The sequence below is a fragment of the Phaeobacter cretensis genome (assembly GCF_047372505.1).
GTDB lineage: Bacteria > Pseudomonadota > Alphaproteobacteria > Rhodobacterales > Rhodobacteraceae > Phaeobacter > Phaeobacter cretensis.
In genome coordinates, this window is sequence record NZ_JBKBEU010000001.1 from 449,779 (window position 1) to 469,503 (window position 19,725).

A 19,725-nucleotide genomic window follows, 5' to 3' on the forward strand; every position below is an offset into this window, starting at 1 on the left:
TTGAACATGAAGATCGCACTGATTGGCTCCGGCGGATTTGTCGGACAACGTATCGTTGACCGGCTGGAACAACGCGACGATGTGGCCGAGGTCACTGCAATTGACGTGGTACCGACCAAAGGCGGCCCAAAGACCACTGTTTTACAAGGCGACTTTGCAGATCCCAATCTGCGCGATCCTTTGCTGGATGGAGCGGACGCGGTGATCTTTCTGGCTGCCATACTTGGTGGTGCGGCAGAGGTGGATTATGATCTGGCGCGCCGCGTGAACCTTGATACGTCGATGGATTTGATCGACCACCTCAAGGCCACGGCGCCTACGACCCGGTTCGCGTTTGCCTCGACCATCGGTGTCTATGCAACGCCCATGGCGCCACTGGTGGATGACACCACGCCCCATGGGCCAACGATGGTGTATGGCGCACAAAAGGCGATGATGGAGGTCGCGCTGAACAATTTTGCCCTGCGCGGCTGGCTGGATGCGGTGTCCTTGCGCCCTTCTGGCATCATGGCGCGGGATGGCGCCGATGCGCGGCTTAAATCCGCCTTTATGTCGCGGCTGTTTTATTGCGTGCAGCGCGGCGAAGACATCGTTCTGCCCGTCGGTCCAGAGGACACGATCTGGCTGTCTTCGGTCGAAAATGTGGCGCAAAACTTTATCCATGCGGCCATCCTGCCAGAGGTTGGCGACACCCGCGCCTTTACCCTGCCCGCCTTGCGCCTGACATATGGCGAGCTGCTTGCAGCCCTGCGTCGCCGTTTCCCCGAAAGCCAAGCCAACGTGACCTTCGCGCCAGATCCCGACACCGTCACGCTGTTCGGCAGCTTTCCTGAACTGAAAACTCAAACCGCCGACCGCCTTGGGTTCAGCCGCGATGCTGATGCCGATGCTTTGGTCTTGGCTTCTATGTCCTAGTACGGAGAATTTTAATGCGCTTTGCCACATTACCTAACGGCACACCCGATGGTCGGCTCTACATTGTCAGCCGCGACAACGCCCGCTGCACAGCGTCCACAACCGCCGAAACCCTACAAGCGGCGTTGGAAGACTGGGACGCGCTGACACCAAAGCTTCAGGCCGAGTATGATGCGCTGAATGCAGGCGGTGGTGAGCCCTTTGAAGGCGCCAAAGCGCTCGCCCCTCTTCCACGTGCATGGCAGTGGCTTGATGGGTCAGCCTATGAAAACCACGCTGACCTGATGCAGACCGCATTCAATCTGCCACCGCTCGATAGCGGCGGCTACCCTCTGATGTATCAAGGCATTTCCAACCAGTTTCTGGCCAATGCCGAAGACGTTCTGATGCGCGATGAGGCCGATGGCATCGATTTCGAGGGCGAATTTGGTGTGATCACCAAAGCCGTACCGATGGGCAAAACTGACACTGCCGACAGCATCGCATTGGTCATCCAGATCAACGATTGGTCCCTGCGCGTTGTCGGTCCACGCGAAATGAAAACGGGCTTCGGATGGATCCATGCCAAACCTGCCTGCTCCGTGGCCCCCGTTGCGGTGACACCCGATGAACTGGGCGCAAGCTGGCGCGATTGCCGCGTTGACCTGCCGCTGAACCTGCATTGGAACGGCGAGTGGTTCGGCTCGCCCAACGCCTACCCGATGGCCTTTGGATTGGACGAGCTGGTCGCACATGGGGCCTATTCACGCGCGCTTCCGGCAGGCACGATTGTGGGTACGGGAACCGTTTCCAACACCAACTATGACGAAGTCGGATCGGCCTGCATTGCCGAGCGCCGCGCCATCGAGCTTGTTGCGACCGGCGAAGCCACGACCCCGTTCATGTCGTTTAATGACACCGTCCGGCTTGAATGCACCGCCGCAGATGGCAGCCCCTTGTTCGGGGTAATCGAGCAAAAGGTCGTCAAGGCAGACGCCTAGTTCGCCACGCACGACCGTCACAAGTTTGGGAGGAACCAATGACAAACTCAGCAGACAAGAAGCCAGAAGACACCAAGATACTGGTTGTCGGCGGCGGCTTTGCCGGAATGTGTTCGGCCATCACGCTCAGCAAGCAAGGCTATCAGGTGGACCTGATCGACCTTGACCCGGAATGGCGCGTTTATGGGGCCGGTATCACGATCAACGGCACCACTCTGCGCGCCTATCGCCATCTTGGGATGTATGACGAGATTGCCGAAAAGGGCGCGATCGTCCGCTCCTCCCTGCTGTACCGCGCTGACGGTGTTGTTCTGCGTGAGATGGCCGTGCCCGAAACCGTTGGCGAAGAGCCTGCAACAGCCGGCATTATGCGCCCGATCCTGCACGAGATGATGTCATCGCGCGTGCGCGCGGCCGAGGTCTCGGTCAAGCTGGGGGTTAAGGTTGAAAACCTGACACAACAAGATACATCGGTGACTGTCACCCTCAGCGACGGCACCTCGGGCACCTATGACCTGCTGATCGGTAGCGACGGCATTGCCTCCGAAATTCGCCAGATGGTGTTCCCTGAGACAACCGGTGCAAAGCCCATGGGCCAAGGCTGTTGGCGCATCGCGACCAACCGCCCTGAAGGCATGGACAAGGGCGAAATCTACTTTGGCCACAAGTTCCCTGCAGGCATCACCCTGTGCGGGCCCGATGCGATGTACATGTGGATGCTGACGCCCGACGACGGTTCACTTTGGGTCGATGACAAGGAAGGCGTCGGCATGTTGCACGACCGCCTGGAAGGGTTTGGCGGCAATATAGGTTGGATCCGCGACAACATGAACGAAAGCCATTGGGTCAACTACCGCCCGCTAGAGGCTTTGATTCAGCCAAAAGATCAGTGGGTTAAAGGTCGCGTGGTTCTAGTGGGTGACAGTGCGCATGCAACGACACCGCATTTGGCGTCGGGTGCAGGCATGGCCGTCGAAGGCGCTGTGGTCTTGGCCCAAGAGCTGTCGAAAGAGGGCCAGTCGATTGAAGACGCTTTGGCCGCCTATGTGAGTCGTCGTCATGATCGGTGCCGCGATGTGGTGGAGTCCGGCGTCGAGATCGGCAAGGCGCAAATGGCGAACATGCCCCCAGAAGAGCTTGGGCAACTGATGGGCGGCGCACTGCACCGATTGGCGCAGCCGTTCTGAACTAACCAACTGGATCAGGCTTGAAACAATCCCTAACTAGAGACATAATACCCCTAGTTAGGGATTATAAATGCCGTCGCTTGAAGAAAATCTCATCGTCACATTGTCGCGCACCGTTGGCGCGATCCTGAAACCGCTGTTTCGCCACATCTCGGATGCCGGCTTCACGCCCGGACAGTTCAGCGTTCTCGAGGTTCTGCATCACAAGGGCCCGCGCACGGTGACGCAGCTGACGGAAGACGTCCTGTCGACCAGTGGAAACATCACCGTGGTGATCGACAATTTGCTGAAGGCAGGATGGATCGAAAAACAGCAGGGCAAAGACGATGCCAGAAAACGGGTGGTGACCCTATCCCCGACCGGCGAAGAGAAAATCGCCGCCTATTACCCAGCCCATAAAGCCGAACTGAAACGCTTGCTGGGCACAACCAGTACATCTGAAAAACGCGCGCTCATTACCGCTTTGGGCTCTCTCAAAGGCAATGTGGACGCCCTAAATTCTAAAGACAAAGAAACCTGAAATGTCCCAATCAAAACCAATGAAATACGCGACCTACGGCGCTATAGCGCTGGCCACATTTGCCTTTGGCGGTGCAGGCATTGCCAAGCTACTGGGGGTAGAGGCCGTACATGCCATGATGGCCGCAGCCGGTTGGCCCGCCATCATCACCTACATTATCGGCGCGCTGGAAGTCGCGGGTGTCGTTGGGCTATTCGTCAAGCCTGTACGCGTATGGGCCGCCCTTGGCTTAGGAGCCACCTCGTTTGGCGCATTCCTGTTCCACGCCATCTATACGCCCATTGGCGAGGGTGTCCCTGCCCTTGTGCTGCTTGCGATCACAGCCTTCATTTTCATGTCATTCCGCAAATCGAGCGATGCTGCGGGAATGGCGTAAGCTACCCATAAAGGCCCGGCGCTACGCGCCGGGCCTTTATGCGCCGATAAGACAAAACGGGAGGCGCTCAAGCGCGCGGGCCAGCACGGTCCCGCTTGACCTACACCGTCACACTCTTTTCTAATAATGCATCTAACGTGCTGTTAAGATGTACGATTCCATCTTGGATCTTCAGTGGAACAGGCGCTAGCCGTTGCCCAAGACAGGGGCCAATTTCGCACAGCCCATCGGCAATGCCAAACAATGCGCCATGGGCAGCGCACATGATATGCGTACGCGCGCTGTTCAGAAATTCATCTGTTTTCCAGCCCAAGGGCGCGCGGTCATAATGCGGACAGTTGTTGATATACCCGTAGACGCGGCGGCCCTGCCGCACGAGAAAAACGCGGTCGCGACCGCGTTTTCCCGGGAGCACCCCTTTGGATGCGCCATCGGGGATGTCATCTATCGCGCAAAGCGCAATCATTCGTCACCGGGGGGCGGCCCACCGGGCGCCCATTTTTCCACATTCTCGAAGAGGAAAATTTGGGATGCTTCTTTTGACATTGGCACTTCGCGGTGGATCCAGTCGCCGTCGTGCTTGTCCATGTCTGCATCATATTCAATGTGCGCGCCCATCGGGGAATTGAAGTACCAGAACCAATTGGACCCAAATTTGTGACGTCCCGGCCCCCAAAAACTCTCATACCCCTTTTTGACCATGCGCGAGCCAGCCAGCATCAATTCCGTTGGCCCCTGCATGTGAAAGGCCACGTGTTCGAGCCCTTGCATGTATTCAGGCGTCTGGATGACAAACAGAACGTGGTGATCATCGTTGGCCTGGGGGCGCAAAAATGGGCCGGTGTTGGTGAATTTGTCAGTGACGACAAAGCCCAATCGCTCAATATAGAAATTCGCGCATATATCCATGTCAGGCACGAAGTAGACCACATGGCTCAGGGTGCGCGGCTTGGCGTCGACCGATTCGTCAGCGCCGATAACATTTGCAGGGCGGCCGGGTTCGGCGCCGGGCGAATTGATCAACTCTGCAGGCAAATCAAGCTTGGTGCGGGTCGAAATCCGGAAGGCGATCTGGAACCCTGAATCGTCTACGCAAGACAAAGTGCCGTCAGCGGCCTTGTCAACCGTCCGATCTTTGGACAGCTCCGTTTCGATTTCGTCCAGCGTCCCTTGATCTTCAACACCCCAGATCGTTTGGCGCAGCATAGTGGCCGTTGGGAGGGGAGGCGGAAGGCTAGCGTCATCTTTTTCCCGCACCGTCAGTGCGGTGCCGTCCAAAGCCTCGAACTTGCCATTGTCCTTTTCGGCCAAACCATAGTCTCGTAAAAAATCTTTGCAGGCGTTGAGATTATCCACCCCAAAGACCAGTTCGTCCGGTCCGATTATGCGCATGACTGCCTCCGATTTAGAAGTCTTGACGATTTGCTACCAAGCTCCATACCATTTATAAAATCATTAAATTGGATGCGTAGCATTCACGATGTAAATGAATACTGATTGGGAGGGGACCTAGATGAGATTCAAAAAACTGGACCTGAATTTGCTGGTGGCGCTAGATCATATGCTGACGCTTCAGTCTGTGAGTGCCGCGGCGGACAAGATGTTCATGAGCCAATCTGCGATGTCCAATGCACTGACCCGGCTGCGCGATTACTTTGGTGATCCACTGCTTGTTCAGATGGGCAAACGCATGGTTCTGACACCACAAGCCGAAGCAATGAAGGACCCGCTACGCGATATCCTTGTCCGGGTTGAGGCCACGATTGAAACCCAGCCCGAGTTTGATCCGACCGTATCAAACCGGAGTTTCAACGTGCTTGTTTCGGACTACACGCTACGTGTTTTGATGCCACTTGTCGTTGCCGAGATGGAGCGCCAAGGCGCACGCTGCAGCCTGAACATGGTTGCCCAAAAAGAGTCCCCCTATCTGATGCTGGAACGCGGTGATGCCGATCTGTTGATCACCCCGGACCTGTTCATCTCTAGCGACCACCCTTCTCACTTCTTGTTTGAAGACGAGTACGTTGTTGTCGCCTGGTCAGACGGCCCCCATGGCAACGTGGACATGGACCTCACGCGGTATCAGGAAACACCCCATGCGATCATGGTGCCGCCCGGATCGACGTCAAACCCGGCCGAAACGCAATTGCTTGCTGCGGCCGGAATCACGCGTAACGTCGATCTGACCACATTTTCTTTTTCCGCCCTGCCCCATCTCATCGTCGGCACCAGCAGGATCGCAACCGTGCATGGCCACTTGGCCAAGGCTGTTATGCGGCACGCACCTTTGGTGTCCTATCCGCTGCCATTCGAAACCGGGCCGTTTCGGCAAATGGTGCAATGGCACAGCTATCGGGACCGCGATCCCGGCATTATCTGGCTGCGGAACGTCTTTGCAAACGCATCCGACGCGCTGTTATTAAATTGATGGCATGAATACATAAGATCAAACCTTTCAATTTTTCAAATACCCCGGAGTTTTCTAGCGTCTGCCCAATCAGGGGAGGAGCATCCTGTGAATTGGGAAACGATCTTAATCGTCGGTGGCGGAATCGGCGGTCTGACTGCGGCCATTGCCATGCGCCGTCAGGGTTTTGCGGTCGACATCATCGAACGGGATCCTGATTGGTCGGTTTACGGCGTCGGGATCACGCAGCAGATGAATGTGATCCGGGCAATGAACGACATCGGGGTGCTGGACGACTATCTGACAATGGCAACCGGATATGACAGTACAACGATCTTTGTCGGACCCGAGGGAATCGAGAAAACCAAGTTTGAAACACCAAAGCTTGCCGGGCCGAACTACCCGTCCAATGCAGGTATCCGGCGCCCCCATCTGCAAAAAGTCCTTGGTGACAAAGCCCTTTCCTTGGGCACAAATGTGCGCCTTGGCCTGACTGTGACCGCGTTGAATGATGATGGAGCAGGCGTTGATGTTACCTTTTCGGACGGCAGCTCTGCCCGCTATGGTGCCGTTGTCGGTGCTGATGGTGTCTTCTCTCAGATGCGGGAAACCCTTTTTCCGGATGCACCGCAGCCGCGCTACACCGGACAATGGGTCTGGCGTTATAACCTGCCGCGACCTGCCGATCTAGATGGGATGAAAGTCTTCGCCGGCCCCTGCAATGCTGGATTGGTCCCGATGACTGATGAGCTGATGTACATCTTTCTGGTCACAGAAGAACCAGACGGCATGTTCCTGGAACAAGAAGGATCGGCCGCGGCCATGCGTGCTCGCGCCAGTAAGATGCCACCGCCGCAACTCATTCCATGGATCGCACAGATCAAAGACGATTCTGAAGTCGTCGCGCGCCCGCTGAAGGTCGTGTATTTGCAGGATCAAGATTGGCACAAAGGACGTGTTGTTCTTCTTGGGGATGCCGTGCACACCACAACGCCGCATCTGGCCCAAGGCGCGGGCATAGCGATTGAAGACGCCCTTGTTCTAGCGCAAGAGATGGCCTGTTCTGACGCTCCTGAGATTGCTTTTAAAGCGTATCGCGACCGCAGACTGGAACGCGTTGACCATATTACCCTGAATTCGATTCGCATCGGCGAAGCCCAAATGGGCATAGGTGAACCTGCTGATATCGAGACGCTCAATGCGCAGACAATCCAACTGATGTCTCAGCCCATATGACCTCCAAAAAGGAAACATCCATGTACACACTTTATGCCTCTCCGGGGGCATGTTCTCGCGTGCCGATGATCACTTTGGAAGAAGCGGGCGCAGAATTTGATGTGGAGCTGGTCCGTTTTATGCGCGCCGCCCACAAACAACCCAGTTATCTGGCATTGAACCCAAAAGGGAAAGTGCCTTGCTTGATCACGCAGGACGGACCACTCACGGAAAATCCGGCCATTGCGCTTTACTTGGCGGACCAGTTTAGCGGCTTGCTTCCGAAAGCGGTACACGCGATTGACCAGGCAAAAATAACGGCCGATCTCGTGTTTTGCTCAGCCACACTCCACCCCATTGTGTCACGCATGCGGGTGCCGATGCTCATGGCTGACGGACCAGAGGCGATCAAGTCCGTGAAGGAAAAAGCAGTCGAGGCGATGATACCAATGGCCAAGCTGATCGACGACCACCTCGGCGACGGGCTTTGGTGGTATGGCGATGAGTGGTCGATCATGGACGCGTATATTTTCTGGGTGTGGTTCCGTATTGTCGGAGGCAACTTCCCGACCAAACCCTATCCAAATTGGTCGGCACATGCATCTCGTATGAATGCCCGGCCCGCTGTCAAACGCGCGTTAGCGCGCGAGGCGGAAATGCAATCTACGCTTGAGGCGGAAGGTCTACTTCCGAAAATGGGTTAACAATGACCACGATTATCGATCTTTCAGTCACCTTAGATGACACGATCATTGCCGACCCTCCGGGTCTTGGGCCGCAGATCACATACAAGGCACATGATGAGGGCGCCGTTGAATTTGAAAAAATCTTCGGCATGCCCGTAGACAAGCAGGTCGACGGCAAAGGCGCCGCAGCAGAGCGCGTGTCGATGACAACTCATAATGGGACCCACATGGATGCGCCCTGGCATTACCACCCGACGATGAACGGCGGCGAACGATCTTTGACCATCGATGAAATCCCGCTGGACTGGTGCATGGGACCAGGTGTGAAGCTTGATTTCCGCGCCCTGCCCGATGGCCACGTCGTCACTGCAGGCGAGATGCAGGACGAGCTGACCCGCATAGGCCACACGCTCAGCGCGGGCGATATCGTTGTCGTCAACACGCGCGCGGGCAGCCGGTATGGTAAGGACGACTACGTTAGCGCCGGGTGCGGCATGGGACGCGACGCAACGCTTTGGATGACAGCACAAGGGGTGCGCGTGTGCGGCACAGACGCGTGGAGCTGGGATCCGCCGCTGGCGAGCCAGATGGAACGGATCGCAGAAACCGGCGACTATAGCCTGTTTTGGGAAGGCCATAAGGCAGGCGCGGATTGCGTCTATTGCCATATGGAGAAACTTAGCAATCTCGACAGCTTGCCAGACACCGGATTCACGGTAATGGCCTTTCCAGTAAAGGTCGCGCGTGCCTCTGCGGGCTGGTGCCGGCCGGTGGCGGTGATCCAATGACTGATATCTCACAAATCACCAACACGGTCGTTCTTGATCGCCTTGAGGCATTCACCGACCGGCTGACTGGTTTCATCTCGGGCCTCGCTGTTCTTGGTCTTCTGGCTGGCGCGCTCGTCGTTGTGACCGATGTATTGTGGCGCTGGACGCTGGGCGGCGGCATTGCTGCGCTCAATGAGATCATGGGGCAGATGTTTGCCATGGCGGTTGCCGCAACATTGCCCGCTGGCGCGTCACGCCGTGTGAATCTGAAGGTTGATTTGATGGCAACGGCCTTTGGGCCAAAGCTGACGCGCCTTTCGAATGTGACAGGTTCGATCTTGTTGGCGGTCTTTTTTGGGGCGCTTTGCTATTACATTTGGGCGCTTGGCTTGCGCTTTTTGGCGCAAGGGCGCGAGACACTGATCCTGCAATGGCCGCTTGGCCCGACCTATATATTCGTCAGTGGCGCTGTCGCACTGACCTTTCTGGTGCAGCTCGTCAAAATCTGGCGCGACATTGTCAACCCTGTGCAAACCAAATCTGAAAAATCTTCGGTGGCTGGCGTTATCTTGGCATGCATTTTGTTTGGCGTCATCGGCGGCGTTGTGGTCTGGGGTTTGCTCGATTTCGCATCGCTGCAAAGCACGGCAGGCAATCGCCCCGGGCTGTTCGTGGCGCTGACCTTTGCCCTGCTTTGGGTGGCCGTGCTGTGTCAAATTCCGCTTGGCCCTGCGACAGGCCTTTTGGGCCTCGCCGGTACCGCGATCATCCTGTCGCTGCCCTCCACAGGCCGGGTGTTTGCGACCGATGCAATGGAATTCCTGACCAACTGGCAGGTGGCCACCTTGCCGCTTTTCCTGATGATGGGTAGCTTTTCAGTTGCGGCTGGAATCTCGGATGACATCTATCGTCTGGCTAACGCTGCGCTTGGGCGCATCAAAGGCGGCCTGGCTTATGCCACGGTTGCAGGCTGTGCCGGTTTTGGAGCAGTCAGCGGATCGTCCGTGGCAACGGCGGCGACCTTTGGACGAATTGCTTTGCCCGAGATGGCACGGCGCAAATATGATCCGACACTGGCGTCAGGCGTCGTCGCCGCTGGCGGCACCTTGGGCGCACTTGTCCCGCCCTCTGGGGCGATCATCCTCTTCGCGCTTCTGACAGAGAAATCCATCGGCGTATTGTTCATTGCAGCGATGGGCCCTGCCATACTGGCTTTACTGCTCTACTTTGCAACAATTTGGATTGTCCTCAAGCTGCAACCTCAAAAAGCGCCTGTCGCAGATGACGTAGGTGAACCATTCCTGCCCGCCCTTATCGGCGCGGCACCTGTTGCGGTTTTGTTCGGTGTGGTCATTGGCGGGCTTTATGGCGGCGTCTTTACGGCCACTGAAAGCGCGGCGGTAGGTGCCGTAGGCGCATTTATCCTGGCGTTGCTCCGCGGCAAACTGAGCAAAGACCGACTGCTGGAAGTCATGTCTGAGACCACCGCCACTACAGCGTTGATTTACGCGCTGATTTTTGGCGCGCTCATCTTTTCTTTCTACGTCAACCTCGGTCAGGCCCCTGAACTCATCGCCCGTGCGATTGGTGGGATGGACGCCGCCCCCGTGGTGATCCTGTTGATCTTGTTGATGTTCTACCTTCTGCTCGGCGCCGTGATGGACAGTTTCGCGGTCATGGTCATTACGGTCCCTGTCGTCACACCGATTGTACTGGGGCTGGGCTTTGACATCTTTCACTGGGGCATTCTTATGCTGGTGGTGGTCGAGATCGGGCTGATCACCCCGCCCTTCGGCATCAACCTGTTCGTCCTGAAAAGCCTGCAGCCAGACCAGCCGATCAGCGGCGTGATGAAAGGCGTCGTGCCCTTCGTGCTTGCCGACATTATTAAGATCGTCCTTCTTGTTGCGTTTCCTGCCATCGCGCTGTGGCTGCCGTCGACAATGAATTAACCCAAAACTTGAGGAGGCCTGCCAATGCGACCTATCAAGACTCTCATAAGCCTGGTCATATTAGGGACAGCCCTCGCGGCAAGCCCCCTTCTCGCGGATGGCCACAGGTGACACATCCGCAAAGCCATGGCTGATCTCGAATGGGTCGACACTCCCGGTGGCATCAGGATCGCCCCGCTTTGGGTGGACCCTGAGATTGAGCGGCATGGACAGATGGTTAAGTTGGCGCGCAGCTCGCCCGGCGCCGTGCGCAAGCACACCCATGCCTATCGCGCGGTGATCATCAGCGGCGCGTCAAAGCACTGGGTCCAAGGCCAGACAGCGGACGATGTCGCCCTGCAAGGCCCTGGTGATTTCTGGTATCAGGCCGGTGGGCAGAATTATCAGGATCAATTCCCAACGGATGGGCCAACAGTTCTGTACGTGGCCTGGGATGGCCAACCAGACACGCAAATGCTTGGGGAATAAGGCCGCAGCCTTTTAGACATCTTTGGCAGCCGCCGGTTCTTTCAGGCGGCTGCCAGCTTTCCAAATCTCCTCAGCCCGTTGATTTGGAATATCTGCTACTGGTGCCCAATGAAGGTCATCCAGATCGCGCAGTTCTACGTTCAGATGCAACGCGCTGTGGGTGAACAGATGCCTGAGCGCCGGAATGGGCAAAGTAGCCGTGTAAGGCACATCAACCTCGAAATTTGTTTCTTCGTCCGATAGCGCTTCACGATGGGATTTGACCCAAAGCGCAGTTTTGCGCGCCCAAAGGCTCACCTCGGCTATGATCATGCGTCGCTGCGGGGTTCGCGCAATGTCGTCATCGCTCAGATCCGCCAGCACGCGTGCGAAAAAGGCCGTGCCGCGCCGCATGTGCAGCAGGTCGTCATGCGGCGCTCCGGGCGCGTCGTGGCGGGCCGGCATGCCTAGCCCTCTACGTATGTGCGCATGAAGTCCAACCGTTCGATGATGGGGGCGTCTGAAAACCGGAACAGATCGAACTGGCTCTCTGCCTCAAGCGACCAGGACACCCAGGACGGCGCAACAAACATGTCGCCCTTTTCAAGGGTGGTGCGTTCACCGCCGAGGACAACCGCACCTTGGCCGTCAAAGACCTGAAACACGCTTGAGCCCACTTCATTGCGGGCGACCGTTTGAGCACCTTCCCGCAAGCGGTGGAATTCGCAGCGGATGGTGGGCATCACGTCGCCCCCCGTCGTGGGGTTGGTATAGCGGATCGCGGCATGGCCAGGTGCTACGGTGGCTGGATGTCCTTCGTCCTCTAGGGCAAGCTGCTCGGTGAGGGCTTGGTCTGTGTGCACCCAGCGAAAAGCGGCCAAAGGCGATGACACAGTGTTTTGCAAACCCGATAGGGGCCGCAATCCGGGATGCGCCCAAAGCCGCTCCCCCCGAGAAAATTCCGGAGTGGCATAATCTGTCACCCGATCTGCCCCGAACTCGAAAAAACCTACATCCATCTGCTGGCTGAACGGGATATCAAGCCCATCAAGCCAAGCCATCGGATTGTCGGTGTCGTTGTGGTGGCCGTGAAAGTGCCAGCCCGGCGTCAAAAGAAGATCACCGCGCGACATGCGCACCGGATCGCCGTTGACCACGGTCCACACGCCCTCGCCTTCAACAACAAAGCGAAAAGCGTTCTGTGCGTGTCGGTGTTCAGGCGCGGTTTCCTTAGGGCCAAGGTATTGAATGGCCGCCCAAAGCGTCGGACTAATATAGGCGTTTGGCGCAAGCCCCGGATTGGCGAGACCAATCGCGCGACGCTCGCCGCCCCGGCCCACTGGCACCAGATCACCAGACGCCTTGGCCAATGGCAACAGCCGGTTCCATTTCCACACATATGGCACCGCTTTGGGTTTGGGATGCATGGGCATCAAGTCCCCAAGTTGGGTCCACAGCGGGATCAGGCTTTCTTTTTCGAACCCTTCGTAAAGTGCGCGCAGCTCTGGCGTGTCTTCGGGCTGCATGCCGTGAACAACAGTGTCGTGTGTCTTTGCATTGCGCATATCTTGCCCTCCTTAGGCGGCATCCGGTTGTCTTGGTGGGGCAGCCTTGGCAAAGGCCTCGATGTTTTCCAAGTTTTCGGCGACCCCCGCGATCCGCGGCCACGCGGTGATGTCCACATCAAAACGCTTGTTGTTCCAAACCTGCGCGTAAAGGCAGACATCCGCGAGGGTTGGCGTGCTGCCATAGCAAAACGCCGCACCCTCGGGCAGCATGGCCTCTAGCGCGTCAAAAGTCGTCGACACCCAATGCGAAAACCACGCTTTTTGCGCATCGTCATCGGCCCCGAATTCATCACGGATACGAAATAGAACCCGCAGGTTGTTCAGCGGATGAATTTCGCAAGCGATCATCTGCGCCATTGCGCGGACGCGAGCCCGCCCCAAAGTATCGGATGGCAAAAGCGCAGGCTCCGGGTAGGTTTCTTCCAGCCATTCGATGATCGCCAGGGATTGGGTCAGATAGGTGTCTTCATCAACCTCAAGCGTTGGCACCAGACCCTGCGTGTTCTTGCTCAGATACTGGGGCGTGCGCGTCTCCCCATCGCGGAGCACATAGGGCACGTAGTCATATGTAAGCCCCTTAAGGTTTAACGCGACGCGTAATCTTGTCGACGTCGATGAGCGGAAGAAATTGTGCAAACGCAAGGTCACAAGCGCGCCCCGATCTTGGTTTCAATCTCGCCCAAACCTTCGATCGCGACAACGCATGTATCGCCTTCGACCAGTGGGCCAACGCCTGCTGGTGTGCCTGTCATGATCACATCACCCGGCGCAATTTCCATTGAATGAGACAGGATCGAAACGATCTCGGGCACGGACCAGATAAGCTCGTTCAGATCGGCGTCTTGCTTGGTTTCCCCGTTTACCGTCAGCTTAATGGAGCCAGAAGACGGGTGCCCGGCTTTGCCAACCGGGTGCACTGGCCCGATGATCGCGGATTTATCAAAGGCCTTGCCCCAATCCCAAGGGCGGCCTTTTTCGCGCGCCTCAAGCTGCAGGTCACGACGGGTCAGATCATTGCCAACGGCATAGCCCCAAATGTGATCAAGGCTGTCCTCTTCTGCGATATTGCGTCCGCCCTTGCCGATCACAACGATCAACTCGGCTTCGTAGTGAAAGTTCTCGGTCAGCGGTGGGTAAGGAATGGTTTGACCGGTTTCGACAACGGCATCTGCAGGTTTGGTAAAGAAGAACGGCGGATCGCGATCCGGATCTTTGCCCATTTCGCGCGCATGCGCGGCATAGTTCCGACCAACGCAAAAAATGCGCCGTACCGGAATTCTGTTTTCGCTGTCGGCTATCGCCATACTTGCCTGTGGGGCTGGTTCAAACGCGTAGTTCATTGCTCGGGCCTTCTCATTGCTTAGGTGTTTGGATGTGCTGCGATCAACGCCTGACGGTCGATTTTGCCCGTCCCGGTTTTTGGCAACGTGTCGATGTATTCAAATTGGCGCGGCGCTTTGTATGGGGTCAGTTCGGACTTGACGAAATCGCGCAGCGCGCTTGTCATCGGGTCGCCCGGTGCACTGCCCCGCACGAGGCTGACATAAGCCCGAAGCCCCATGCGCTTGTCATCAAGCTGATGGGCCAAAACCGCGCATTCGTTGACGTCCTTATGTTCGTTCAAGCAGCGTTCGACTTCCATCGGCCAAACCCATTGGCCCGAGACCTTGATCAGCTCGTCCGCGCGCCCATGAAAGTAGTAGTAACCGTTCTTTTCGACGAACAGATCACCGGTATAAATCCAGTCGCCCCGCATGGTTTCGGTCGTTTTGTCGGGCCTTTTCCAGTAGGTCGGAGACGATGAATCTCCGCGCACAAACATCACCCCTTCGCGGCCCGGCGCGACTGGTTCTCCCTCGGTTGTTTCAAGCTTAACTTCATAGCCCGGCACAACAGCACCCGCCGCACCCAGGCGGTGATCGCCAAGCGCGTTGGATAGATAAATGTGCAGCATTTCGGTGGAGCCCAACCCTTCTGTCGGGCCATGGCCGACCTTGTCAGCCCAGGCATCATAAACGTCTTTAGATAGTATCTCGGCGGCGGACATGGACTGTCTGAGAGACGAAAGATCGCGGGTCTCAATGCTCTCATGACGCGCCAGGGCGGTGTAAAGCGTTGGCAACCCGAACAAAACGCTGGGCCGGTAGGTCTCGATCGCGCCAAGCACCACATCAGGGCGCGGCTGCCCGCTCAGCAAAAGCGTGGTGGCGCCGATCGAAAATGGGAAGATGAAAGAATTTCCAAACCCATAGGCAAAGTACCCTTTGGGAACCGAATAACAGACGTCATCACCCCGGAGTTTCAAGACAAACGTCCCGTAGGATTGTTGGACATAGAACATGTCGTGGTGCAGATGCACGATGCCCTTTGGCCGCCCGGTCGAGCCCGATGAATACATCCAAAACGCCATATCATCGGGGCCAGTATCCGCCACATCCAGCGTTGTTGCATGTCCACAAAGGAAGGCATCGGCCTCTTCGGCGATGACGACTTTCTCGAGCCCGCTGTCTTCAAAAAGATGCGCAGCCTCAGCGTCGCACAAAGCCAATCGCGCGCCGCTGTCTTTCAGGAAATAGGACAACAGGTCAGGCTTGGTTTGGATGTTCAGCAGCACTGGCACAAATCCGGCGCGCACTGCGCCAAAAAAGGCAGCAGGCAAGACCGGTGTATCATCAAGGAAGAACGCGATCCGCGCACCGCGCTGCAGCCCCATCGCGCCAAACGCATGCCCCCATTGACTGGCTTTAGCGACAAGCTCAGCATAGCTGACTTCATCAAACGGGCCGATCAACGCGGTCTTGTCAGGATTGCGGCTTAGGTTCTGCCAAAGAAGTTCCGAGCAATTGGGATGGGTTGATTTCTCAAACCCGATCTGCTGTGCACAGGGTAATCCAGCGGGCACAGGATCCACGATCTTGCCTTCAACTTCGGCCTCAAACCTTTTGACAAATTCGGGCGCAATGCCACGCATACGATCCCGGCTTAACCGCCCCGACCGCGCCAAATAACCATAGGCAAATTCGAGCGGTGGCTGGGTCATCTTCTCGCCAAAGCTGTCATACCAGATCGCCGACGTATTGGCCGCGTCGACGATCTTTTTGGCAATTGGCATGCGCTGGGTTTGGTAAGTCTGCAAAGCCTGATCAACGTTATCCTCTGTCTTCAGCGCATCCACTAAGGCGATCGCATCCTCCAAGGCCAACCTTGTTCCTGAGCCGATAGAAAAATGCGCGGTATGCGCTGCATCACCCAAAAGGACATAACGATCCGCTACCCAGTTCTCACACCAAAGACGAGGGAATTGACGCCAGTTTGACTTGTTGGTGACAAGCTGCGTGCCCTTCAGCACATCCGCAAAAATATTGCTGCAGACCCGTGCGCTTTTAGCTTCACCCATCGTCTCAAAGCCGAAGGCGCGAAACGTGTCTTCTTCGCATTCCACTATGAACGTGCTGCGGTCTTTGCTGAACCGATAATGATGGGCATTCATCGGGCCGTTCTCGGTCTGGACGAACGTCTGCGTCAGCGTATCGAACGGCACTTCGGCCCCGAACCACGCAAAGTGGGTTTTGAAGTGATCCATCTTGGGTGCGAACCGCTCGGCCATAGTCTGGCGCAGGACAGAATTCAGACCATCTGCGCCAATGACCAGATCCGCCTGCAGTTCATCAATCGCGGCTATATGGGTGTCAAAACGAATGTCGACCCCAAGCGCACGGGCGCGGTCCTTGAGGACCTCAATCAACTCAAGTCGCCCGATGGCCGCAAAACCCACACCATCCAGAATGACCTGATCATCCGGGTGATTGATGGTCATGTTTTGCCACGTCTCCATATGGGGCGTGATCAAGTCGTAAGTGTCTGGATCAGAGGCTTTCAGAAAGCTCAGCGCCTGATCCGAGAACACAACGCCGAAGCCAAATGTGGCGCCTTCCGGGTTCTGTTCGGTGACACGGACCTGTGCAGTTGGGAAATGGCGCCGGAGCAGGATGGCCGTGTAAAGCCCGGCTGGGCCTGCGCCCAAAATATCAACTTTATTCAACATTGTCCTCCTCCTCCCCAAATGTTCCTCGACGCCGCAGATTCGCTCGTGTAATTTACTATTGTGAAACTCATTCAACAATATGGAAATTATACTTGGCTAAAATCTTCACCCACCTCGTCTCTTTCGGAGACTGCGATCCTGCAGGAATTGCCTACTACCCCAATATGTTTTCATGGATGGATAAAGCGTTTCACCTCAGCCTGGCCCCGCATGGAGGGCACCCAAAGATCTGCAGCGATCTTGGAACTGTCGGGTTTGGGTTGGCCTCAGCCAGTGCGGAATTTTCGCGACCCATCGGCGACATGGACGCGCTGGACATCCACATAGATGACATGGCATGGACCAGCAAAACGCTGACATTGGAATATTCGGGTCGCATCAAGGATGAGGTCCATTTCACCGGGAAAGAGGTGCGCTGCATGTTTGTTGCCAGCGAAAATGGCATTTCGGCGGGTCCGATTGGCCTGCTGAAAGAGATGCTCGAATGACGGACGATCAATCTAGCGGCCAGGGGCTGAAGTCACTGGACACCGCGCTTGGCGTCCTGGCCTTAGTCGCCCGTTACAACGCCCCACAAACGCTATCAACCATTGCCAGCGACTGCGGCATGAGTCCAAGCAAAGCGCACCGCTATCTGGCATCTTTTGTGCAGGCGGGTCTGATCAAACAAGAAGGTCGCTCGGGTAGATACGGCATCGGGCCTGAAGCGCTGCAACTTGGTGTCACGGCGATTGCCCAGCATGACTTTGTCGATGACGCCGCTGACGGGCTGGCGGACCTGGTTGATGAAACAGGAATGACCGCCCTTGTGACGGTTTGGGCAAATGAAGGCGCCACAGTCGTGCGCTGGAAACGCGGGCCGACGCCGACAGACACCGCGATTGGGTTGGGCACGACGATGCCGTTGCTGAACTCGGCGACTGGGCATGTGTTTTTGGCATGGGCACCAAAAGCTGCCATGTTGGATGTCGCCAAACGGCAAATGCGGCTGCTGGCGCGAAATCCGCTGGGGCGGGACAGCGCGCCGACATCCAAGGCGGAGCTGGACACGTTGATCAAAAAAACGCGCGCCCGCGGCTTTGCGGCCGTCACCGGATACTACATCCCCGGCTTGGTCGCCGTCGCGGCACCCATTCTTGACTGGCAAGGTGAAGCGCAGGCGGCTGTCACATTGGTCGGGATTGATCCGGAGGCGACGCGCGCAGACAGTCAAGCTGTCTCGCAAATCCTAGCATTCTGCGAAAAGCGGTCCCTCGCGACTTAGCAGGTTAGCCGCGCGTCTAATCGACCTTGGGCCAGTCACCAAATGCTTCGCAGCAGGCCTCCGCTCAGTCATCTCAGAGCGGAGGCCCTGCCGAGAGTTTCATCAGGATCGTTCAACGCAGCGCAAGGCTCTGAAGGGCCGTGTCGATCAAGACCGGCCGGTTGCCGGATCAGTCTGTTGTCAAAACGTTCCCCTGAAACCGGTAAGCAAGTGCCGCCGTTGCCCCCTGCCCTTAGCCAAGGTTCAATGGTGTGACTGTTGGGTCAATGCGCTGCGGGGTAAATGACTTCGTCCCTTTGCAGGGTTAGCGAAATCCCTAGTTCGCTCCGGTTCCGACGCGCTGCAATCCAACCAACTTTGCACGATCGCCAAGCACCCGACGCGGCACGCCAGAAGGTGATTTCACGTTGCACACACAGCGCACACGACGCCACCTAACCGATTGAATTTAGGTATTAATCCGTCCAACCCATCATTGGCCCAACACTGAGCCGAGCAGATTAATCAATTTTTTAAATCAGAGACATAACAGGAAGTCCGTGGTTTCGTTACTTTGACGCATTTCCTGTGGTTCACCTCGATTTGCGGCGGTTTCCGTGGGTTTCCAGAGAACGCTTGCTACCAAACGGCAGCTTTATACGCGGCCTGCATCCCCAAGTAAGGGACCCTGCTGGTACGGTCGCCGTTAACTTCCGACCCGGACTTCACAAGACTCTCTCATGCAATTTCCAGCTGGAACAAGACAGCACCAACTCCTCATAGCCGACTAAGGAAGAAGGTCATATCTCAGTCCACTCAACACAGTTCCGCAAGCCATTTGAAGGAATCTCGCGCAATCAATCTGCGGGTTCACCCTTCACGTCCCAGTCACTGGCGTTCACCGGGGCATCACCAAGACGTTTGAAACCCCAAAAATCCGAAACGTCCACCAAACGTTCAATTGCCAAAAGCAAAAGGGAAGCGCCAAGGCCGACGAGGAACTCTCGCGAGCCGACAGATTGGTCTTCAGAACCATTCTACGAGATCACCTAACGGCACAGCTCCGTGATGCTGTCTTCGCCTTTCAGACCGTCCAACATGATCCTGATCTTCTCTTCCGCTGAATACTGTTTGCGTGCCGAACGACGAATGTCTTCGACGCCTTTTCGCCGTGGCTCCGCTTCGTGCCGGGTTTCTGTCTCATCTTTACTCCCTGGTGGTTGCGATGCGCCAGAAACTCTCTCTTATCAAATCACCCTAAACTGTCACATCCGCGCTGACGTCAAACATACCAGGCAAGAGGGTATCATCCGGTCTGGTCGATACTGACACGGTTTCAACGAATTATCCTAGTGTCAAACAAGATCCAAGCATACGTGTAGAGCGCGTCCCGGTCGGCGATGTCGGCGCGTCG

General features: G+C 56.6%; 20 protein-coding genes and 1 pseudogene. 13 read left to right on the plus strand and 8 right to left on the minus strand.

The window, feature by feature from the left end; all coding sequences use genetic code 11:
• Positions 1–6 precede the first annotated feature (6 nt).
• The 5 genes from ACEWZM_RS02180 to ACEWZM_RS02200 all read left to right on the plus strand — a co-directional run bounded on the left by ACEWZM_RS02180 (position 7) and on the right by ACEWZM_RS02200 (position 3,978).
• Complete coding sequence (locus tag ACEWZM_RS02180; protein ID WP_414004883.1) at positions 7–915, plus strand: NAD-dependent epimerase/dehydratase family protein; 909 nt, start codon at positions 7–9, stop codon at positions 913–915.
• A 14-nt stretch (positions 916–929) separates the two neighbouring features.
• Complete coding sequence (locus ACEWZM_RS02185) at positions 930–1,895, plus strand: fumarylacetoacetate hydrolase family protein (RefSeq protein ID WP_414004884.1); 966 nt, start codon at positions 930–932, stop codon at positions 1,893–1,895.
• 38 nt (positions 1,896–1,933) lie between these two features.
• Positions 1,934–3,082 (plus strand): FAD-dependent monooxygenase, encoded by a 1,149-nt coding sequence (locus ACEWZM_RS02190; RefSeq protein ID WP_414004885.1) that lies wholly within the window; start codon positions 1,934–1,936, stop codon positions 3,080–3,082.
• A 70-nt stretch (positions 3,083–3,152) separates the two neighbouring features.
• Positions 3,153–3,602: a MarR family winged helix-turn-helix transcriptional regulator gene (locus tag ACEWZM_RS02195; RefSeq protein ID WP_414004886.1), complete on the plus strand. Its 450-nt coding sequence runs from the start codon at positions 3,153–3,155 to the stop codon at positions 3,600–3,602.
• Between the two features lies 1 nt (position 3,603).
• Positions 3,604–3,978: a DoxX family protein gene (locus tag ACEWZM_RS02200; protein WP_414004887.1), complete on the plus strand. Its 375-nt coding sequence runs from the start codon at positions 3,604–3,606 to the stop codon at positions 3,976–3,978.
• A 100-nt stretch (positions 3,979–4,078) separates the two neighbouring features.
• Here ACEWZM_RS02200 and ACEWZM_RS02205 read toward each other — a convergent pair whose 3' ends face one another.
• Positions 4,079–4,444 (minus strand): Rieske (2Fe-2S) protein, encoded by a 366-nt coding sequence (locus tag ACEWZM_RS02205; protein ID WP_414004888.1) that lies wholly within the window; start codon positions 4,442–4,444, stop codon positions 4,079–4,081.
• A complete protein-coding gene (locus ACEWZM_RS02210; protein ID WP_414004889.1) occupies positions 4,441–5,370 on the minus strand; it encodes a VOC family protein in 930 nt (309 codons plus the stop codon). Before ACEWZM_RS02210 ends, ACEWZM_RS02205 begins: the two co-directional genes overlap by 4 nt.
• Before the next feature lie 121 nt (positions 5,371–5,491).
• On the opposite strand from ACEWZM_RS02210, the gene ACEWZM_RS02215 reads away from it, so the two are divergent.
• The 6 genes from ACEWZM_RS02215 (at position 5,492) to ACEWZM_RS02240 (ending at position 11,476) form a co-directional block, all read left to right on the plus strand.
• Positions 5,492–6,406, plus strand: a complete 915-nt coding sequence (locus tag ACEWZM_RS02215) for a LysR family transcriptional regulator (protein WP_414004890.1) — start codon at positions 5,492–5,494, stop codon at positions 6,404–6,406.
• Between the two features lie 87 nt (positions 6,407–6,493).
• The gene (locus ACEWZM_RS02220) at positions 6,494–7,621 is read left to right on the plus strand and encodes an FAD-dependent monooxygenase (RefSeq protein ID WP_414004891.1); all 1,128 of its coding nucleotides are present in this window, start codon (positions 6,494–6,496) and stop codon (positions 7,619–7,621) included.
• 20 nt (positions 7,622–7,641) lie between these two features.
• Positions 7,642–8,304: a glutathione S-transferase family protein gene (locus tag ACEWZM_RS02225; RefSeq protein ID WP_414004892.1), complete on the plus strand. Its 663-nt coding sequence runs from the start codon at positions 7,642–7,644 to the stop codon at positions 8,302–8,304.
• 2 nt (positions 8,305–8,306) lie between these two features.
• On the plus strand, positions 8,307–9,074 hold the full coding sequence (locus ACEWZM_RS02230; RefSeq protein ID WP_414004893.1) for a cyclase family protein: 768 nt from the start codon (positions 8,307–8,309) through the stop codon (positions 9,072–9,074).
• The gene (locus ACEWZM_RS02235; RefSeq protein WP_414004894.1) at positions 9,071–11,008 is read left to right on the plus strand and encodes a TRAP transporter large permease; all 1,938 of its coding nucleotides are present in this window, start codon (positions 9,071–9,073) and stop codon (positions 11,006–11,008) included. Before ACEWZM_RS02230 ends, ACEWZM_RS02235 begins: the two co-directional genes overlap by 4 nt.
• A 126-nt stretch (positions 11,009–11,134) precedes the next feature.
• Entirely contained in the window at positions 11,135–11,476 is a 342-nt protein-coding gene (locus tag ACEWZM_RS02240) for a cupin domain-containing protein (RefSeq protein WP_414004895.1), read from the plus strand.
• 12 nt (positions 11,477–11,488) lie between these two features.
• Here ACEWZM_RS02240 and ACEWZM_RS02245 read toward each other — a convergent pair whose 3' ends face one another.
• Genes ACEWZM_RS02245 through ACEWZM_RS02265 form a run of 5 tightly spaced genes read right to left on the minus strand, consistent with a single transcriptional unit; the run spans position 11,489 to position 17,068 of the window.
• A complete protein-coding gene (locus ACEWZM_RS02245; protein WP_414004896.1) occupies positions 11,489–11,920 on the minus strand; it encodes a DinB family protein in 432 nt (143 codons plus the stop codon).
• 2 nt (positions 11,921–11,922) lie between these two features.
• Complete coding sequence (locus ACEWZM_RS02250; RefSeq protein WP_414004897.1) at positions 11,923–13,020, minus strand: cupin domain-containing protein; 1,098 nt, start codon at positions 13,018–13,020, stop codon at positions 11,923–11,925.
• Between the two features lie 12 nt (positions 13,021–13,032).
• The gene (gene maiA, locus ACEWZM_RS02255) at positions 13,033–13,671 is read right to left on the minus strand and encodes a maleylacetoacetate isomerase (protein ID WP_414004898.1); all 639 of its coding nucleotides are present in this window, start codon (positions 13,669–13,671) and stop codon (positions 13,033–13,035) included.
• Complete coding sequence (locus ACEWZM_RS02260; RefSeq protein WP_414004899.1) at positions 13,668–14,363, minus strand: fumarylacetoacetate hydrolase family protein; 696 nt, start codon at positions 14,361–14,363, stop codon at positions 13,668–13,670. Before ACEWZM_RS02260 ends, maiA begins: the two co-directional genes overlap by 4 nt.
• A gap of 20 nt (positions 14,364–14,383) precedes the next feature.
• Positions 14,384–17,068, minus strand: coding sequence for a benzoate-CoA ligase family protein (locus ACEWZM_RS02265; protein WP_414004900.1), 2,685 nt, complete (start codon positions 17,066–17,068; stop codon positions 14,384–14,386).
• Between the two features lie 92 nt (positions 17,069–17,160).
• Here ACEWZM_RS02265 and ACEWZM_RS02270 point away from each other — a divergent pair, with 92 nt between their 5' ends.
• Complete coding sequence (locus tag ACEWZM_RS02270) at positions 17,161–17,556, plus strand: acyl-CoA thioesterase (protein ID WP_414004901.1); 396 nt, start codon at positions 17,161–17,163, stop codon at positions 17,554–17,556.
• Positions 17,553–18,332, plus strand: coding sequence for an IclR family transcriptional regulator (locus tag ACEWZM_RS02275; protein ID WP_414004902.1), 780 nt, complete (start codon positions 17,553–17,555; stop codon positions 18,330–18,332). The genes ACEWZM_RS02270 and ACEWZM_RS02275 overlap by 4 nt, the downstream gene beginning before the upstream one ends.
• A gap of 1,031 nt (positions 18,333–19,363) precedes the next feature.
• Here the strand turns inward: ACEWZM_RS02275 and ACEWZM_RS02280 are convergent.
• Positions 19,364–19,515: pseudogene (locus ACEWZM_RS02280) on the minus strand (IS3 family transposase); the annotation flags it as partial.
• Positions 19,516–19,725 lie beyond the last annotated feature (210 nt).

Coding starts and splice junctions, on each gene's coding strand:
- ACEWZM_RS02200 (WP_414004887.1), top strand. CDS start 3,604: ATGTCCCAATCAAAACCAATGAAATACGCGACCTACGGCGCTATAGCG.
- ACEWZM_RS02235 (WP_414004894.1), top strand. CDS start 9,071: ATGACTGATATCTCACAAATCACCAACACGGTCGTTCTTGATCGCCTT.
- ACEWZM_RS02215 (WP_414004890.1), top strand. CDS start 5,492: ATGAGATTCAAAAAACTGGACCTGAATTTGCTGGTGGCGCTAGATCAT.
- ACEWZM_RS02240 (WP_414004895.1), top strand. CDS start 11,135: ATGGCTGATCTCGAATGGGTCGACACTCCCGGTGGCATCAGGATCGCC.
- ACEWZM_RS02230 (WP_414004893.1), top strand. CDS start 8,307: ATGACCACGATTATCGATCTTTCAGTCACCTTAGATGACACGATCATT.
- ACEWZM_RS02250 (WP_414004897.1), bottom strand. CDS start 13,020: ATGCGCAATGCAAAGACACACGACACTGTTGTTCACGGCATGCAGCCC.
- ACEWZM_RS02275 (WP_414004902.1), top strand. CDS start 17,553: ATGACGGACGATCAATCTAGCGGCCAGGGGCTGAAGTCACTGGACACC.
- ACEWZM_RS02195 (WP_414004886.1), top strand. CDS start 3,153: ATGCCGTCGCTTGAAGAAAATCTCATCGTCACATTGTCGCGCACCGTT.
- ACEWZM_RS02265 (WP_414004900.1), bottom strand. CDS start 17,068: ATGTTGAATAAAGTTGATATTTTGGGCGCAGGCCCAGCCGGGCTTTAC.
- ACEWZM_RS02185 (WP_414004884.1), top strand. CDS start 930: ATGCGCTTTGCCACATTACCTAACGGCACACCCGATGGTCGGCTCTAC.
- ACEWZM_RS02245 (WP_414004896.1), bottom strand. CDS start 11,920: ATGCCGGCCCGCCACGACGCGCCCGGAGCGCCGCATGACGACCTGCTG.
- ACEWZM_RS02225 (WP_414004892.1), top strand. CDS start 7,642: ATGTACACACTTTATGCCTCTCCGGGGGCATGTTCTCGCGTGCCGATG.
- ACEWZM_RS02180 (WP_414004883.1), top strand. CDS start 7: ATGAAGATCGCACTGATTGGCTCCGGCGGATTTGTCGGACAACGTATC.
- ACEWZM_RS02205 (WP_414004888.1), bottom strand. CDS start 4,444: ATGATTGCGCTTTGCGCGATAGATGACATCCCCGATGGCGCATCCAAA.
- ACEWZM_RS02210 (WP_414004889.1), bottom strand. CDS start 5,370: ATGCGCATAATCGGACCGGACGAACTGGTCTTTGGGGTGGATAATCTC.
- ACEWZM_RS02260 (WP_414004899.1), bottom strand. CDS start 14,363: ATGAACTACGCGTTTGAACCAGCCCCACAGGCAAGTATGGCGATAGCC.
- ACEWZM_RS02190 (WP_414004885.1), top strand. CDS start 1,934: ATGACAAACTCAGCAGACAAGAAGCCAGAAGACACCAAGATACTGGTT.